Origin of the sequence: Flavonifractor sp. AGMB03687, assembly GCF_017811815.1 — a bacterium.
Lineage (GTDB): Bacteria > Bacillota > Clostridia > Oscillospirales > Oscillospiraceae > Flavonifractor.
The window spans coordinates 462,307-478,737 of record NZ_JADKZI010000001.1 but is presented as its reverse complement, the minus strand read 5'-3'; the positions used below and the strand labels follow the sequence as shown (position 1 = coordinate 478,737).

General features: G+C 62.3%; 16 protein-coding genes. 1 reads left to right on the top strand and 15 read right to left on the bottom strand.

Going from position 1 to position 16,431, the window contains the following annotated elements; translation table 11 throughout:
* Positions 1 to 21: 21 nt before the first annotated feature.
* The 7 genes from J9789_RS02280 to J9789_RS02250 all read right to left on the bottom strand — a co-directional run bounded on the left by J9789_RS02280 (position 22) and on the right by J9789_RS02250 (position 8,568).
* A complete protein-coding gene (locus J9789_RS02280) occupies positions 22 to 741 on the bottom strand; it encodes a M23 family metallopeptidase (protein WP_209341879.1) in 720 nt (239 codons plus the stop codon).
* 123 nt (positions 742 to 864) lie between these two features.
* On the bottom strand, positions 865 to 2,754 hold the full coding sequence (locus tag J9789_RS02275) for an S-layer homology domain-containing protein (RefSeq protein ID WP_209341877.1): 1,890 nt from the start codon (positions 2,752 to 2,754) through the stop codon (positions 865 to 867).
* 89 nt (positions 2,755 to 2,843) lie between these two features.
* The gene (locus J9789_RS02270) at positions 2,844 to 4,076 is read right to left on the bottom strand and encodes an ABC transporter permease (RefSeq protein ID WP_209341875.1); all 1,233 of its coding nucleotides are present in this window, start codon (positions 4,074 to 4,076) and stop codon (positions 2,844 to 2,846) included.
* Positions 4,073 to 4,825, bottom strand: a complete 753-nt coding sequence (locus tag J9789_RS02265) for an ABC transporter ATP-binding protein (RefSeq protein ID WP_209341873.1) — start codon at positions 4,823 to 4,825, stop codon at positions 4,073 to 4,075. The genes J9789_RS02270 and J9789_RS02265 overlap by 4 nt, the downstream gene beginning before the upstream one ends.
* Positions 4,826 to 4,828: 3 nt before the next feature.
* On the bottom strand, positions 4,829 to 6,496 hold the full coding sequence (locus J9789_RS02260) for an HlyD family efflux transporter periplasmic adaptor subunit (RefSeq protein ID WP_209341871.1): 1,668 nt from the start codon (positions 6,494 to 6,496) through the stop codon (positions 4,829 to 4,831).
* A 21-nt stretch (positions 6,497 to 6,517) separates the two neighbouring features.
* Positions 6,518 to 7,138, bottom strand: coding sequence for a TetR/AcrR family transcriptional regulator (locus tag J9789_RS02255; RefSeq protein ID WP_209341869.1), 621 nt, complete (start codon positions 7,136 to 7,138; stop codon positions 6,518 to 6,520).
* A gap of 233 nt (positions 7,139 to 7,371) precedes the next feature.
* Positions 7,372 to 8,568 (bottom strand): acetate kinase, encoded by a 1,197-nt coding sequence (locus J9789_RS02250; protein ID WP_209341867.1) that lies wholly within the window; start codon positions 8,566 to 8,568, stop codon positions 7,372 to 7,374.
* A 177-nt stretch (positions 8,569 to 8,745) separates the two neighbouring features.
* Between J9789_RS02250 and J9789_RS02245 the strand changes: the two genes are divergently transcribed.
* The gene (locus J9789_RS02245; RefSeq protein ID WP_209341865.1) at positions 8,746 to 9,924 is read left to right on the top strand and encodes a nucleotidyltransferase family protein; all 1,179 of its coding nucleotides are present in this window, start codon (positions 8,746 to 8,748) and stop codon (positions 9,922 to 9,924) included.
* Here J9789_RS02245 and J9789_RS02240 read toward each other — a convergent pair.
* From J9789_RS02240 to rph, 8 genes are all read right to left on the bottom strand, one after another.
* On the bottom strand, positions 9,908 to 10,948 hold the full coding sequence (locus J9789_RS02240; protein WP_209341860.1) for a hypothetical protein: 1,041 nt from the start codon (positions 10,946 to 10,948) through the stop codon (positions 9,908 to 9,910). The two genes, J9789_RS02245 and J9789_RS02240, sit on opposite strands and share 17 nt — an antisense overlap.
* A complete protein-coding gene (locus J9789_RS02235) occupies positions 10,945 to 11,451 on the bottom strand; it encodes an RNA polymerase sigma factor (RefSeq protein WP_209341858.1) in 507 nt (168 codons plus the stop codon). The genes J9789_RS02240 and J9789_RS02235 overlap by 4 nt, the downstream gene beginning before the upstream one ends.
* Before the next feature lie 110 nt (positions 11,452 to 11,561).
* Positions 11,562 to 11,921: a ribosome silencing factor gene (gene rsfS, locus J9789_RS02230; protein WP_209342287.1), complete on the bottom strand. Its 360-nt coding sequence runs from the start codon at positions 11,919 to 11,921 to the stop codon at positions 11,562 to 11,564.
* A gap of 15 nt (positions 11,922 to 11,936) precedes the next feature.
* A complete protein-coding gene (locus J9789_RS02225; RefSeq protein ID WP_209341856.1) occupies positions 11,937 to 13,439 on the bottom strand; it encodes an LCP family protein in 1,503 nt (500 codons plus the stop codon).
* 1 nt (position 13,440) lies between these two features.
* Positions 13,441 to 14,649, bottom strand: coding sequence for a bis(5'-nucleosyl)-tetraphosphatase (symmetrical) YqeK (yqeK, locus tag J9789_RS02220; protein WP_209341854.1), 1,209 nt, complete (start codon positions 14,647 to 14,649; stop codon positions 13,441 to 13,443).
* 21 nt (positions 14,650 to 14,670) lie between these two features.
* Positions 14,671 to 14,994, bottom strand: coding sequence for a ribosome assembly RNA-binding protein YhbY (gene yhbY, locus J9789_RS02215; protein ID WP_209341845.1), 324 nt, complete (start codon positions 14,992 to 14,994; stop codon positions 14,671 to 14,673).
* A gap of 109 nt (positions 14,995 to 15,103) precedes the next feature.
* On the bottom strand, positions 15,104 to 15,703 hold the full coding sequence (locus J9789_RS02210) for an XTP/dITP diphosphatase (RefSeq protein WP_209341843.1): 600 nt from the start codon (positions 15,701 to 15,703) through the stop codon (positions 15,104 to 15,106).
* A gap of 4 nt (positions 15,704 to 15,707) precedes the next feature.
* Entirely contained in the window at positions 15,708 to 16,424 is a 717-nt protein-coding gene (gene rph / locus J9789_RS02205) for a ribonuclease PH (protein ID WP_209341841.1), read from the bottom strand.
* Positions 16,425 to 16,431 lie beyond the last annotated feature (7 nt).

Genomic DNA, 16,431 nt, shown 5'->3' with positions numbered 1-16,431 from the left:
AGGCAGCGCGTTCCTTTTTGCTCAATGATTCAGCAGCTCCATGGGGTCCACACTGGTGCCCTCCCGCTCCACGCTGAAGTGGAGATGGCTGGGCAGGGCGCTTTCGGCGATGGCTGTACTGCCCACCGAACCGATCACATCCCCCACGGTGACGCTGTCTCCCACCTCTACGGTGGGCACAGCAGCCAGGTTGGAGCAGGTAGTGGTCAGATTGCCGCCATGGTCAATGACCACGGTGGTGCCCATCATGGCGTCCTCCGTCACCTGGGCCACCACACCGGAGGCAGGGGCACGGACCTCGGTACCGGCGGCGGCAGCAATGTCCACCCCGGCGTGGGTACGCCAGTCACCCATGGTGGTGTCATAGGCCAGAGCCTCCACGGTGTAGCCGGTCAGCACCTCCCCCTGGACGGGCCAGGAGAGGGACGTAGGCGCGCTGGCAGGCGTGGGGGTGGTCTGGGGTGTGGCCGAGGGCGTTGCGGCCGCTGCGGCGGGCACCGTGGCTGTGGGACGGGGCGCCGCGGTCACGGTGGGCTTCTGAGCCTGGACGGTGGATGTGGGAGCGGGGGTCACCGTGATGCTGGCCTTTCCGCCCACGGGGTCGGCCGGCTCCTCTCCGGTGAGAGAGGAGAACAGGAACCAGCCTGAAACGCCGATGGCCGCAATGCAGAGAGCCAGGACGATGTAAAATCCCTTTCCCTCGATAAAGTCGCTGAAACGGTGGTAGAATGATTTTTTCATACTCTTCAGCACCTCCGAGCCTTATTTTGGACAGCCCGGACCGGCCTTATACTCCAATTGGGGAAATATTTGCAGGCATATAAAAATCTCCCGGCGAAATACTTCCGCCGGGAGATTCTTATTTCAGCGGGCCACGATCACGCGGATACAGCCGCCGTCCTTTTCGTTCTTGTCGTACCAGCCGGTGAGGGTGTAATCCCCGCCCGCCACACGGTTCAGGTTGGAGATCTGGTAATCATTGTTCTCGTACACATAGACCACCACATGCTCCGAGATGGCGTACTGCTGTCCGTTGCTGGCCACACCGAAGTTGCCGCTGACGCTGACCGCGGACAGAGGCCGCTCCTTCAGGTTATACAGCCGCTCCACGGTGGAGTCGCCCTCCATCTTGATCTGGCAGGGGCCGGAATGCATGTTGTACACCGTGTTATCGGAGCCGAACACCATCTCCTGGCCGTTCAGGTCATAGGTGTAAGAGGAGGAGATCAGATAGCCGCCGGTGGGCAGCACCGTGTTGACCTCATTTACGTCGGTGATGATGCCGTACTTGTGCAGGTCGCCGGTAACATCGTTGAGAATCAGATGGGTGATCTCCCCGTTTCCGTTGAGAGCGTAGTACCGCACCATGTCACCGGTAAATTCCACCCCGGCCAGCCGGCTGGGATAGATGCGCACCGGCGTGCACTCCTCATAGGTGTCGATGATCTCCACGTTGTCCGCCAGGGGATAGCTGCCCAGCTTGGTGCCGTCGGAATTCATCTTGCCGGTAAGGGAGGTGGTGCTCAGCCGCTTCACCTGTACGTCGGCGTCCCCGGCGATCACCCGCACCATGTCGCCCACCTCCAGGGTCTGGATGCTGCACTGGTAGCGGTAGGTGTTGCCGTCGGTGGCCGCGATGGTGACAGTGCGGGCGTTGTAGGTGCCGTTGTTGCCGTCGTTATAGGTGGCATTCTCAACCTTGGTGATGATGCCGTAGATGAGAGCGCTGTCGCTGCCCACCTGGCCCAGAGCGGCCACGCCGCCGCTGCGGCCCAGCAGCAGAGTCACCCGGTCGCCCACCGAGTAGCTGCCCAGGTCGGACAGCTCATAGGCGGCGGAGGTGGTCTCGATCTGGTAGGTCTTGCCCGCCACCGTCACCGAGGTAGGCGCGGAGGCAGAGGGACTGAGGGCCTCCAGAGTGCCGGTCACTTTGTCGGAGTAGGCCCAGATGGTGCGCATGGACTCCGACCAGTAGACCACGTCCTGGTCCTGGATGCTGCCCAGATCGGAGGAACTGCCGTTGCGGTAGACCTTGGCGGAGGCGGTGGAGAAGGGCAGCTGGGTCTCCCAGCCGCCGGAGGCCACCACAGGGCCCTCCATGGCCGAGTTGATGAGGCCCACCCGGTCCAGCTGACCGGAGGCGTTCACCAGGTTCAGGGTGGGCTCCAGGGTGTTCAGGTAATAGGAACCGTTCTTGTCCTTGGTGATCATCAGGTTATAGAACAGATACAGGGCGTCCCGCCGGGTCATATTGTCATTCTGGCCGCAGGTGACCCCCTCGTCCAGACCCAGAGCCCGGTACTGGGCCATCTGACCGGCAGGCCAGACGCCGGTGAAGTCGCTGTCGGTGTAGCCCAGCAGGCGCAGCAGGATGGTGACACCCTCCGCCAGCGTGATCTTCTCATCGGAGTTGAAGTTGCCGTACAGGTCGCCCTGGACCAGATTCAGGTCCACAGCGGCCTTGATGTAGGGAGCGGCCCAGTGGGTCTGGGGCACGTCGGGGTAGGGCTTGACGGCCACCGCGTCTCCCACCGTGTCCCGGCTGGTGGAGGCGGCCACCGTCATCTTGGTGAATTCCGCCCGGGTGATGGTGCGATCCAGGTTCAGATTCCCGTTCTCATCGCCTACCATGATGTCCAGGGCGGCCAGGACCTGAGCGGCCTCAGACTCCGCCGGAGGGGCGGCCAGCGCCCCGGGGGCCAGCCCCAGCACCAATACCACGGCCAGCAATCCGGATAACAGTCGATGTTTCATCTTTTTTCTCCTTCTCACGGAAATGGACGCTTTCTGTCTTCAGTATATACCCCCCAAAAGCGGGAGGCAAGAGGGAGGTCCCCTCCGGATCAATCGTAACGCAGCGCGTCGATGGGATTGAGCTTGGCGGCCTTGTTGGCAGGCAGGTAGCCGAAGAGGATACCGATGCCCACCGACACGCCGAAGGACACCAGAATGCCCGCCGGGGTGGGAATGGCGGCAAAGCCCTCAGCTTCACTCATCACCGCGCCCACCACCGCTGTGAATACGTTGGCCAGCAAGATACCCAGCAGGATACCGATGACCCCGCCGATGGCGGAGGTGGTACCCGCCTCGATGATAAACTGGCTGCGGATGTCCCGGCCCTTGGCGCCCAGGGACTTGCGGATGCCGATCTCCCGGGTGCGCTCGGTCACCGACACCAGCATGATGTTCATGATGCCTATGCCGCCCACCACCAAAGAGATGGCGGCGATGACCACCAGGATGGTCATGAGCACGCCCAGCATGGAGTCCATCATTTCCATCATCTCGGCGGAGGTCATGACCATGTAAGCGCTGTTGTCCTCGTAGATGCGGAACAGCATGCTCTCAATAACTCCCTTGGCGGCGGAGGAGGTATCCTTGCTGGTACTGCCCACCAGGTAGGAGTTGCTGCTCATCCCCATCATGCTGCCGGAGGCGTTGATCTGCTCCACCAGGCCGTAGGGCATATAGATCAGGTCGTCTCCGCTGCCCTCGGTGGAGTCCGCCTTCTCGGCCAGTACGCCGATGACGGTGTAGGGCACGCCGCCCACCGTCAGGGTCTTGCCCAGGCCCTCGCCGCCGAACATGTCCTCGTTCAGGTAATTGCCGATGACACACACCTTCTGGTTGCGCTCCACGTCCACATAGCTGAGGAAGCGCCCCTGGGCCAGCTTCTCGCCGGTGACGGTCTGCCCCTTCTCGCTGTTGTAAATGGTCTCGCTGACACCGTACACCTTGGTGTGCTCATACTCGTCGGCACCCTGGCGCACGGTGGCGGAGGCGCTGAGGTAGGGGCTCACCGTGTCAATGTACTGGGGATATTTTTCCGCCAGCTCATAGAAGTCCTCCGGCGTTACCTCACGGTTGCCGCCGTAGGAGTAGATACCCACCTGGATCATATTGACGCCGATCTGCTCGAACTGGCCGTTCATATACTGCTGCATACCGCTGCCCAGGGAGACAATGACGATAACCGCCGCCACGCCGATAATGATGCCCAACATGGTAAGCAAGGCACGCACCTTGCTGGTCATCAGGCTCTTGATGGCCATACGGAAGGACTGACCCATTTTCATGCGTGCAGCACCTCCCCATCCATGTCGCCCTGCTCCAGATCAGGCTGGACCACCGCCCTGGGATCGCGGGCGTCGCCGTCATAGATGATCTTTCCGTCCTGAAGGCGGACAATGCGCTTGGCTTTGACGGCGATGGAGTTGTCGTGGGTGATGAGCACCACCGTGTCCCCCTCGGCGTTGAGCTTCTGGAGGAAGCCCAGCACCTCCCGGCCGGTGCGGGAGTCCAGAGCACCGGTGGGCTCGTCGGCCAGGATCACCGACGGCTTGCCCGCCAGGGCCCGGGCGATGGACACCCGCTGCTGCTGGCCGCCGGAGAGCTGGCTGGGCAGGTTTTTGCACTTGTCCGCCAGCCCCACCCGCTCCAGCGCCTGGAGGGCCCGCTCCCGCCGCTCGCTGCCGGACACACCGGCATAGAGCAGGGGCAGCTCCACATTTTCCAGCACGTTGAGCTTGGGGATGAGGTTGTACTGCTGGAAGATGAAGCCCAGCATCTTGTTGCGGATCTCGGCCTGCTGGTCGTCGTCCATGGTGGACACGTCCACCCCGCCCAGATGGTAGGTGCCGGCGGTGGGCACATCCAGGCAGCCGATGATGTTCATGGCGGTGGACTTGCCGGAGCCCGACTGGCCCACGATGGCCACGAACTCCCCCTGATCCACCGTCAGGGAGATGCCGTCCAGGGCGTGGACACGCTCCTCCCCCATCTGGTAGATCTTATAGATGTCCTTGAGTTCAATGAGATGTCCCATGGCTTAACTCATCCCCGCAATCGCTTCCATCATATTGGAGCCCTGAGGGCTGGGAGCCAGCACCACGTCGCCCTCCTCCAGGCCGTCCACGATCTCAATATAATTGTCGTCGTTGCGGCCCAGGGTGACCTGCCGCTTCTCAGCGGCGGAGATATCCACCACGTTGCCCTTCTCATCCAGGCAGCCCTCGGTGGCCACCAGCACGGTGTCCCCACGCTCCACCGCCTCCACCGGCAGGGTGAGCACGCTGCCCACCTCCTCCACGATGATCTTGGCGGAGACGTTCATGCCGGGGTAGAGCTCCTCCGGGGAGCCGTCCACCAGGACGGTCACCGGGTAGCTGGTGTGGCCGCTGGCGGTGGTGCCGTTGATATTGATCTTATCCACCACACCGGTGAAGCTCTGGCCGTCCAGGGCGTCGGCGGTGATCTCCACCTTCTGGCCCACCTTGATCTGGCTAATGTCCTGCTCGTCGATATCCATCTCAAAGGTAAGCTGGGAGCGGTCGTAGATCACCGCGGGGTAGGTCACGGTGGTGCCCGAGCTGGACATACCGTTGATATTGTCGCCCACGTCCAGGTTCTTCTCGATGACCTCGCCGTCGATGGTGGAGGTGATGGTGTAATCCTCCAGCTTCTCCTGAGCGCTCTTCAGGGAGAGCTGGGCATTTTCCAGAGAGATGCGGGCATTCTCGATCTGGGTCTCCAGATCCTGCTCGGAGATCATGCCGATGACCTGGCCCTTGCTGACCCGGTCCCCCTCCTTCACAGAGAGGGTGTCGATGTCGCCGGAGGCCTTGGCGGTGATCTGGGTGGAGGTGGCGTATGTAAAGGCAGCTCCGGAGGCGCAGGCCACGCCGCCGATGGAGGCGGTACCCTGGCTGCTGTCGGTGAGCACGCCAGGGTTGTTCACCAGGATGGTCACCTGCCGCACCAGGGTGCCGCCGGCGCCCACCTCATTGGTGGCGGAGATCTCGCTCACCGTTCCAGTAAGGGTGGAGGCGGTGCCGCTCACCGCCACGGTGGCCGACTGGCCCACGTAGAAGTTCGCCGCGTCGGAGGCATGGAAGGGGACCTTCAGCTTCATGTGGTCCCGGTCCAGCACATCGGCAATGACGGTGCCCACCGTCACGCTATCCCCCTGCTCCACGTGGAGCTCGGTGATCACACCGGCGTCCTTGGCGGTAATGGAGCGGTCCTTCTGGTTGTCGCTCTGGCTCTTGAGCAGATCGTCCAGGGCCAGCTGGGCCGACTGGACGTTGAGCTCCAGCTGGGCGATGTTGTTTTCCACATCCCGGGCGTCAATGCGGAAAAGCACGTCCCCCTTGTGGACAGTCTGGCCCTCCTCAAAAGGGGCCTCCAGGATCTCGCCGCTGACCAGAGTCGTTACTTTATAGGACTGGATGGGTTCGATGGTACCGGTGCCCGACACCGACACCGTCATATCCTGCACAGAGGCGGTATAAGGCAGATAGGCGCTGCTCAGCAGCTGCTGCCCCGCCCCCATACAGCGACTCAGCAGGAAGACCAGGAAGGCAACCACCACTGCCAGGATGATCACCCGCTTGATCCATTTACGCTTCTTTTTGGGGGCCTTGAATTGGGGTGCCCCTTTCTCCTGCTCCTCAGCTGGAGCCGCTGTGGTTTCCGGTTTGAGCTCAGTTGCTTCCATGGTCGTTTCTCCTTTTCTTTGCTATCCCTGACAAACTGCATAGTCTTTGGCCGCCGCGCCCCGCTGGAGCAACTCCAGCATGCACACCAGCCGGGCCCGGGCCTGTTCCGGGCCGCCCTCTTTCCCCGCAGCCACCACGCTGCCCGCGGAGGCGGCCATCATCAGGTGGAACAGGTCGGGCAGATCGGTCTCTGTCCGCAGATCCAGCCGGGACAGATCGATCTTGTCCCGCAGCCGGTCCAGCATGGCACAGGGACCCTGCCGGTTGAGCACCAGTCCGGGCTGAAGCTGCCGGTTGCGGTGGAGGATGGCCGCCATCTCCCGGAACTCACCTTCCCGCCAGTTGGCCCGCATGTGGTCAAACAGGTCCAGGGCGGCGGCAAACAGATCGCCGTGGTTCCGGTCCAGCCGCTCCCCCATCCGCTGGATCAGCAATTCCCCGTAGGACTCCATCAGATAGCGGAACAGGTCCTCTTTATCAGTGAAGTACATGTAAAAGCTGCCTCTGGAGATGCCCGCCTCCCGGATGATCCGGTTGATGGAGGCATCCTCATAGGGGACCCGGAGAAATTCTGCCCGGGCCGCCGACATCAGCCGCTCCCGTTTCTCCTCCGGCAGGTGATAAAAGGTGGTGCTGGGCATACTGTCTCCCTCCAAACCTGACAAGCTGTCATGATTTTAATACGACAATCTGTCAGGTGTCAACGGCGGGGAAATACAATTCACAATTTGTTCCCAATTGGCCCGGACAACAGCATAGCAGGTCCTCCCTGAATCTTCCATAAAAAAAGGATGAAATTTTTCTAAAGTTCATTGTCCCAGGGCATGAAAAAGGGGCGCTGCAATGCAGCGCCCCTTTGGATGGCGGATTTTGCTTACTTGCCGACGATCTCGGCGGTATCCATGGCGATCATGAGCTCCTCGTCGGTGGGGATGAGCAGCACCTTCACCTTGGAGTCGGCGGCGGAGATGACGGTCTCCTTGCCGCGGACGTTGTTGGCCTCGGCGTCCATCTTCACGCCCATGAACTCCAGGCCGGAAGCGGCGGCCATACGGGTGTTGGCGTCGTTCTCACCCACGCCGGCGGTGAACACGATGGCGTCCACACCGCCCATAGCGGCGGCATAAGCGCCGATGAGCTTCTTCACGCTGTACTGGAAGGCCTCCAGAGCCAGAGTGGCCTGCTGGTTGCCCTCGGCGGCGGCGTTCTCAATGTCACGGAAGTCGGAGGACACACCGGAGATGCCCAGCACGCCGGACTTCTTGTTGAGGATGGTCATCATTTCCTTCATGTCGTAGCCGTGCTTGTTCATCAGGTACTCCAGGATGCCGGCGTCCAGATCGCCGGAACGGGTGCCCATGGGCACACCGGCCAGAGGAGTGAAGCCCATGGAGGTGTCCACGCTCTTGCCGCAGTCCACAGCGGCCACGGAGGAACCGTTGCCCAGGTGGCAGGTGATGATCTTCAGCTCCTCGATGGGCTTGCCCAGCATAGCGGCGGCACGCTGAGACACATAGCGGTGAGAGGTGCCGTGGAAGCCGTAGCGGCGGACCTTGTCCTGCTCATAGTACTCGTAGGGCAGAGCATAGATGTAACTCTTGGCGGGCATGGTCTGATGGAAGGCGGTGTCGAACACGCCCACCATGGGCACGCCGGGCATAACCTTCTGGCAGGCCTGGATGCCGGTGATGTTGGCGGGGTTGTGGAGAGGGGCCAGGGGGATGCACTCCTCCAGAGCGGCCATGACCTCGTCCGTGATGAGCACGGAGCCGGCGAACTTCTCGCCGCCGTGCACCACGCGGTGACCCACAGCGTCGATCTCAGCGGCGCTCTTGATCACGCCGTGCTCGCTGGAGAGCAGGGCGTCCAGCACAGCCTGGATGGCCTCGGCATGGGTGGGCATGGGGATCTCGAACTCATACTTGGCATCCTTGGCGGGCACCTTGTGGGTCAGGCGGCCGTCGATGCCGATGCGCTCACACAGGCCCTTGGCCAGCACCTCGCGGGTGGCGGGGTCCATGAGCTGATACTTGAGGGAAGAGCTGCCAGCGTTGATGACCAGAACTTTCATCGTTCTATCTCTCCTTACTTTTCCTGATAAACTGTGGCTTGAGAGCCAAGCGTTCCCGTAGTACAATATTGTCTCAGGGCACATATCGCTTTTATTCTATCCCTTTTTTTCACAAAGAACAACCCACATTTTAGCCGAAAGGGAGAAAAATTTTACTCTGCTTCTGGAGGAAAATCCATGAATGCCGTTGGGATCGTTGCAGAATACAACCCATTTCACCTGGGACACGCCTGGCACATTGCTCAGACCCGCGCTCTGCTGGGAGCCGACCGGCCGGTGGTGTGCGTCATGAGCGGCCACTGGGTCCAGGGAGCCGACTGCGCCATTGCCCACAAGTGGACCCGGGCTGGTCTGGCTCTGGAGGGGGGCGCCGACCTGGTGCTGGAGCTGCCCACCCCCTGGGCCATGGCCTCGGCGGAGCCCTTTGCCCGGGGAGCGGTATCCATTCTGGCCGCCACTGGGGTGGCGGACACCCTCTCCTTTGGCAGCGAGTGCGGCAGCGCCCAGGAGCTGAGGGAGGCCGCCAAGGCTCTAGATGCCCCCGACTACCCCGCCCGGCTCCGGGCCGCCCTGGACCAGGGGCTCTCCTTTCCTGCCGCCCGGCAGGCGGCGGCGGGCTGCGCCTGCCTGTCCACCCCCAACAACAACCTGGGTGTGGAATACCTCCGGGCCCTGGCGCATCTGAATACCTCCATGGAGGTCCTTACCGTGCCCCGCCGAGGTGCGGAGCACAACAGCACCCAGGCAGTGAAGGGCTTCGCCTCCGCCACCCAGGTGCGGCGTCTGCTGCGGGCTGATCAGCGGGATGAGGCCGCCAAACTGGTGCGGCCCGGCGCGCTGGACAAAATGGATGATGTGTCCTCCCTGACCTATGTGGAGCGGGCCATCCTGGCCAGGCTGCGTACCATGGACACCTCAGACTGGGCCGCCCTCCCCGACAGCGGCGCGGCAGAGGGCCTGCCGGAACGGCTGGTCCGCGCCGCCCGACAGGCCCTCTCCCTGGATGAGTTCTATTCCCTTGCCAAAACCAAGCGCTACACCCACGCCCGGCTGCGGCGGCTGGCTCTGTCTGCCTTTCTGGGCATGGACGAGGACCGACCTGCCCTGCCCCCCTATGTGCGGGTACTGGGGTTCAACCGCCGGGGACAGGTATTGCTGAAGCAGATGAAGGATACCTGCTCCCTCCCCATCCTCACCAAGCCCGCTCAGGCCAGGGACCTGACCGGTCTGGCCCGACATCTCTTTGAGGCGGAGGCTCGGTACACCGACCTGTACGGTCTGTGCTTCCCCACCCCCAGGCCCTGCGGCCTGGAGTGGACCTCCAGCCCGGTGGTGGATCTCACGCCACAGGGATGACCCAGTTCAGGTCCCGATAGGTGACCGGCACGTCCTCCTGTTGCACCCCATTGTCCAGATACACTTTGGTCAGCCGCAGGGAGCCGATCTCCACCGCCGTGATGGCATCCTCTTGCGGGGCGTTACAGGCCAAGGCTCCCGTACCGTCAGACAACATCTGTGCCGGGTATCTCTCACCCGACGCGCCGATGAATACCACATCGGTGGCGTACACGGAAGCCAGCGCGCTGTCATCTTCCACCGTTCGGTCTGGATACAGGTCCAGCAGCCGCCCGTCCTGGCTGACCAGAGCAGTGACCGTCCCCTCTTCAAAGGTCCGGCTGGTCTCGGTCATATCCAGCGCCTGGACAGTGGCCAGCCTGACTGGCTTTTCCCACAACAGGGTACCGCCGTCGTAGGTGTAGATGCGCAGGGTATAGCCCTCCTCCGGCTGCTCCGCCGCCCGGAAGCTGGTCCCGGTGCTTCCCAGGGCCCGGAAGCCCTGCTCCAGCTCGTCCTCCGACAGAAAGCTGGTATAGCATCCCTTTGTACCGATATCGGGCACCGACTCCCAGCCCTCCAGGGGATCCTCCAGGCCGGCCTCCAGCTCCTGATCCCCGGCAAAGAGCTTCATCTGATAGCCGCAGTCAGGCTCCTCATCGTCCCGGCCCGGTAGGACTTCGGTGGAATACTGATCCAGATGGACCCGGATCACATCCCCCTGACGCTCCGCCTCCAGGCGGTAGGTCCACTCATCCTGGATCCACTCCACAGGCTCCTCCATAAGCCACACCGCCGTCCCGCTCTTTACGGCCCCCACGCCGGGGAACCAGCGGGCGGTCAGTGCCGCCGCAGCCGCAGTGAGACACAGCCCTGCCGCCAGGCAGGCCGCCAGCCACAACGCCCGGCCCAGGGGCCTTTTTTGTTGCCTTGTCTGGACCGGCAGCCGGTCCAGTTCCTTCTGAATCCGTTCCTCAAAGCCCTGGGGCAGGGGGCAGTCCTCCCGCCGGGCCCGAACTTTCAGTGCTTCATCCCATCCGTTCATGGTTCTTCCTCCTCCCGCAGCAATTGTTTCAACCGCTGTCTGGCACGGCCCAACCGGGATTTCACCGTGCCCTTGGCCACGCCCAGGATACGGGCGATCTCCTTCACCGGCAGGTCCTCATAGTAGTAGAGGGTCACCGCCGCCCGCTGGTCGTCGGGCAGCCGGAGCACCGCCTCCCACAGATGGGACACCGGCTGGTCCTCGGCACCACCGGCTACTCCCTCCACCTGGTCGGTATAGAGGACCCGGGCAGCCTTCCGCCGCTGCTCATAGGCGCAGTTCACCGTGATTTTCAGCAGCCAGGCCCGGGCGGCATCCCGGTCCCGCAGCTGCCCCCACTTCCGCCAGGCCCGGAGAATGGCCTCGCTCACCGCATCCTCGGCGTCGGCGTCGCAGTTCAGCAGGGACCGGGCCGCCCGGAACATACTCCGGCTGTGTTCCGTCACCAGGGCCGCAAACTCCTCCCGGGGGCTAATCCCGCCTGCCAGTTCCATGGATGCCATATCCTCACCTCGCTTTTCCTTGTCCGGACGCTCTATAGATGCGCCGGAAAGCCTATTGGTTCCCTGAATGGAAAAAAAGATGCCCGGCATATGCCGGGCATCTTTTTGTTTTAGTTTTCGGTGAGCACACCGGACAGGTCCACGGGGGTGGCGTCGCTCCAGAGGCGCTCCAGATCATAGAACTCTCTGGCCTCCTCATTGAAGATGTGCACCACCACGGAGGAGAAGTCCAGCAGGATCCAGATACCGCCGCGATGCCCCTCCACATGGTGGGGGGGCTCGCCGGCGTCCTTCAGCTCCTTCTCACAGACGTCGGCCAGGGCCTTGATCTGAGTGGTGGAGGTGGCGGAGCACAGCACGAAATAGTCGGCCAGGGTGGTCAGATGACCGGTCTCCAGCACCTTGATATCCAGGCCCTTCTTGCTGTCCAGCGCCTTGGCAGCCAGCAGGGCAATCTCTTTGGGTGTCAACATACAATCTCTCCTTTACTCCACAGGCTCCATCCCGGGGCCCACCTCGGGCACCGTGGGATCAGGCTGGGGCGTAGATACCGGCGTAGGCGCCGGGGTGGGGGTTGCCTCCGGAGTCGGCGTGGCTTCCGGAGTGGGGGTTGCAGCGGGGGTGTTCACCGGCGTGGGCGTGGCCGAGGGGGCTGTGCTGGCCGCCGGTGTGCTGCTGGGCTTGGGGGTGGAGGTACTGGTAGTACCCGAGTTGCCGGAACTGCTGGAAGAGCCGCTGCCGGAAGAAGAACTGCTGCCGGAAGAGCTGCTGGAGCCGCCCTGAGGCTTGGCCGCATAGGTGTCCTCCACATGACCGCTGGTAGAGGACAGGGACCCGTCCTCATTGACGATCATGAGGTCCAGCTCGTTGAGCTCGATATCCTCCAGATAGGGGTTGAAGTAGGTGTTCACCATCTCCAGGGTTTCGTCGGGGATGGGGGTCACATAGGACTGCTTATTGCCCACGGTGCGGCTGTACACCCACGCGCCCTCACAGGGCAGGGTCATGAAGTTTACATTGTCCATGCTCAGGCCGCCCAGAATGGCCTCCTGGGCAAACCAGGCGATGTTGTTCACCGTCAGGGTGCCCCGAGTGTCCACATTGTTGAAGAAAACCTGGGCCAGAGCGGGGATCTTATCCACCGTCAGATTGTTCAGGCAGGTCTCGATGACGGTCTTCAGGAAGTCCTGCTGGGTCTGGATGCGGCCCAGGTCGCCGTTGGGATAGCCGCCGTAAACAACCAGCTTGCCGTTTTCGATCTTGTTGTTCTTGCGCCAGCGCAGCAGCTGCATGGCTTCGTCGCCGTCGATCTCCTGAGGGCCGGCCTCCAGGTGGATATAGAGGTCCTGGGTGCCGTCGTCATAATTCATGTCGTAGGGCACATCGAACCACACAGGGCCGATGGCGTCCACCAGCTCGCCCACGGCCTCCCACTCCACCACCACGGTGAAGTCAGGCTGGAAACCGATCAGGTAGGAGATCTCCTCCTTCAGATAGTCGATGCCGTCCTTGTCATAGTTGGCGGCCCAGTTGTAGATGGAGTTGACCTTCTTCACATCCCAGGGCACGTTGACCATGGTATCACGGGGGATGTTCAGCACGTTGAGCTGCTGATTGGGAATATCGTAGGACATGACCATGATGGTGTCGGTGTTGCCGCCGCCGCCGGTATCACGGCCCACCACCAGAAAGGTGTAAAATTCCTCCTTGCGGTCGCCGGACAGCTTGGGTCCGTTCATCTCCATGCCGGGGGAGGCCTCGGTATTGGGGTCCACCACGTTGGGGATCTCCGGCTTGACCACCAGCAGCTTGTAGGCGACAAACACAATCACAATGAGGGCCGCGATCACCGTCAGCACGATGAACGCGATCCGCAGCGCCTTCTCCTTGGGGGTACGGTTGGGCTTGGGTTTCTTCTGCTTGGGCGGCTTTTGCTGTTTTACCAGCCGGGCGCCGCCGTGGCTGTTCTTTTTCTCTTCCGGGTTCATCTCAAGATTCCTTTCTGCTGGATTTGCTCCTCAGCCAATCCCTGGCCTGCAGCGTGTTGCTGTGGACCGGCAGGCCCCGGTCCGCCATTTCCTGAATGCTCATTTCACACCCTGCCAACACCGCCTGGTCCAGATCCTCATAGGCCAGCTTACGCAGCTTCTCCACTCCCGGGAAGTCCCGGTTGGGCTCCATGTAATCGGCGATGTAGAGGATCTTTTCCAGCAGGGTCATATCCGCCTTGCCGGTGGTATGCCAGAAAATGGCGCTATAGATATCATCGCTTACTCCATACACATCCCGGGCCACACACGCCCCGGTCTTGGAATGGAGCAGCTTGACGGCACGCTGTTCCAAATCATCCAGTACGATACCATATTTATGGCACAATTGCAACTGCTCGTCCATCTCCAGGTACTTGGTGATGTCGTGGAGGATACCGGCCCGGCGGGCTTTCTCCTCGTCGGCGCCCCAGCGACGGGCCAGACGCACAGCCTCTTCCTCAGTGCCGTTGATGTGGGCAATCCGCTTGGCCCGGATCATGGAACAGGCGCAGGCCCGCAGTTCCCGGTCGGGCAGCTGCTTCAGGTCATAGTGGACGCCGTACAGGCCGTGGCGGATGATGTAGCCGTACACGGCCGGCGGCAGGTGCTCCTGCCCCTCTCCCCGGGCCAGCAGCTCCCGCAGCTGGGTGGAGGACACCTCCACGATCTCGGGCAGCCGGAGCACACGGGTTCTGGCCCCGAAGGTATCCCGCAGGTATTCTGCCTGACGGTCCAGGGCCTCCAGGCTGTCGCTCTGGGTACGGGCAAAGGTGCACACACCCGCCAGGCGGGTGATCCGTTCCGGGTCCCACCAGTTGTGCAGGGTGAGGAACATATCCGTGCCCATCATCAGCCACAACTCGGCCTCGGGATATTTTTCGTGGATCTGCTCCAGGGTGTCGGCGGTATAGCTCTTGCCCGGCCGGGACAGCTCCAGGTCATTGACCCCGATGCGCTTGGGCAGCAGCAGGCTGTCAGCCGCCAGCTCCACCATCTCCAGCCGCTCCTGGGGGCTGGGGCTGCCCTCCGGCAGTGTTTTATGGGGCGGCAGCGCCGCCGGGACAAACTGCAAGTGGTCCAGTTCCAGAACGTCCATCGCCGCCTTGGCCGAGGTCAGGTGCCCCAGATGGGGCGGATTGAAGGTCCCGCCATAGATGCCCAGCTTCATGACCATGCCCCCTCTTTTTTGTTATGCTTTCCGCTTCTTGTCCGCTACCAGGACGATCTTGTCCTTCTTATCCTTCTTGTGGGTTGGACGATACAGGACAAACTTTGTTCCAATTACCTGCACCACGTCGCTGCGGGTCTTCTGGGCCAGCTCCTCCGCCGCCTCCCGGCTGGTGAGCATGCAGTTCTCCAGAACCTTGCCCTTGATGAGTTCCCGGGCCTCCAGGGCATCGTCAGCCTGCTTCACCAGGTTGTCGCCGATGCCGTCCTTGCCCACGTGGAGGATGGTGTCAATGTTGTTGGCCAGGCCCCGCAGCTGGGCCCGCTGTTTACTGGTCAGTTCCATTTCGTCTTCACAAACTCCATTCCGCTACGTCCGCCTTTGGCGGACATTCGCTCCATTTTGTTGTTCATCCTCTCCTGATGCAACCCGCTTTGCTGGGCTCCCATCAGGGTTATCTATCCCCAGTGGAGAGGTATTCCTGTAATTGCTTTTGGAAGGCTTTCAGCGCATTTCCACGGTGGGAAATGGCGTTCTTCTCTTCCGCGGTGAGCTCCGCAAAGGTCTTTTTCAGCCCGGGGATAAAGAACACCGGGTCGTAGCCGAAGCCGCCCTCGCCCTTGGGGGCGTAGGCGATGGTACCGGGGCACTCTCCCCGGGCCTCCACCTTGTCCCCGTTGGGGAAGCAGCAGCAGATGGCAGAGACGAACTTGCCCCGCCGGTCCAGCTGGCCCCGCAGGTTCTCCAGCAGCAGCTTGTACCGGCCCACGTCGTCCAACTCGGGACCGCCGTAGCGGGCGGAGTACACGCCGGGAGCGCCGTTCAGGGCGTCCACGCACAGGCCGGAGTCATCGGCAATGGCAGGCAGACCGGAGGCTTCGCATACCGCATGGGCCTTCAGATAGGCGTTCTCCTCAAAGGTGGTGCCGGTCTCTTCCACGTCTACATCCACGCCCACTTCGGACTCCAGCACCACGTCCACCCCCAGCTGGGAGAGGATGTCCTTCATCTCCACCAGCTTGTGGGCATTTTTGCTGGCCAATACCATTTTCATATCCTTAACCTCCCAGAACAGCCTTCTGGATGGCCTGCACTTCCCGGATGCCCTTGGCGCACAGGTCCACCAGAGCCTGCTGCTCGGCGATGGTGAAGGTCCGGCCCTCGCCGGTGCCCTGGATCTCCACCAGTTCCCCTTCCCCGGTCATGACGCAGTTCAGGTCCACCTGGGCGGAGGAGTCCTCCTCATAGCACAGGTCCAGCAGGAGCTGGTCGTCCACGATACCGGCGGAAATGGCGGCCACACAGGTCTTGAGGGGCATGCTCTCCAGCACGCCCTCCTCCACAAGCTTGTGGAGGGCCAGGCTCAGAGCCACAAAGCCGCCGGTGACGCTGGCGGTACGGGTGCCGCCGTCCCCCTGGAGCACATCGCAGTCCACGGTGATGGTACGCTCACCCAGCTTTTTCATATCCACGCAGGCCCGGAGGGACCGGCCCACCAGCCGCTGGATCTCCGCGGAACGGGGGGACAGCTTCAGCTTGGCGATGTCCCGCTTGGAGCGCTCCCGGTTGGCACGGGGCAGCATGGAGTACTCGGCGGTGACCCAGCCCTCCCCCTCGGGAACGTGGGGCGGGGTGCGCTCCTCCACGCTGGCACAGCACAGCACCTGAGTGTTGCCGCAGCGGATGAGGCAGGAACCCTCGGCAAATTGATTGAAGTTGGGAATGATCTCAATGGGCCGAAGCTGGTCGTTGGCCCGTCCGTCGATTCTGGCCATATCAGAT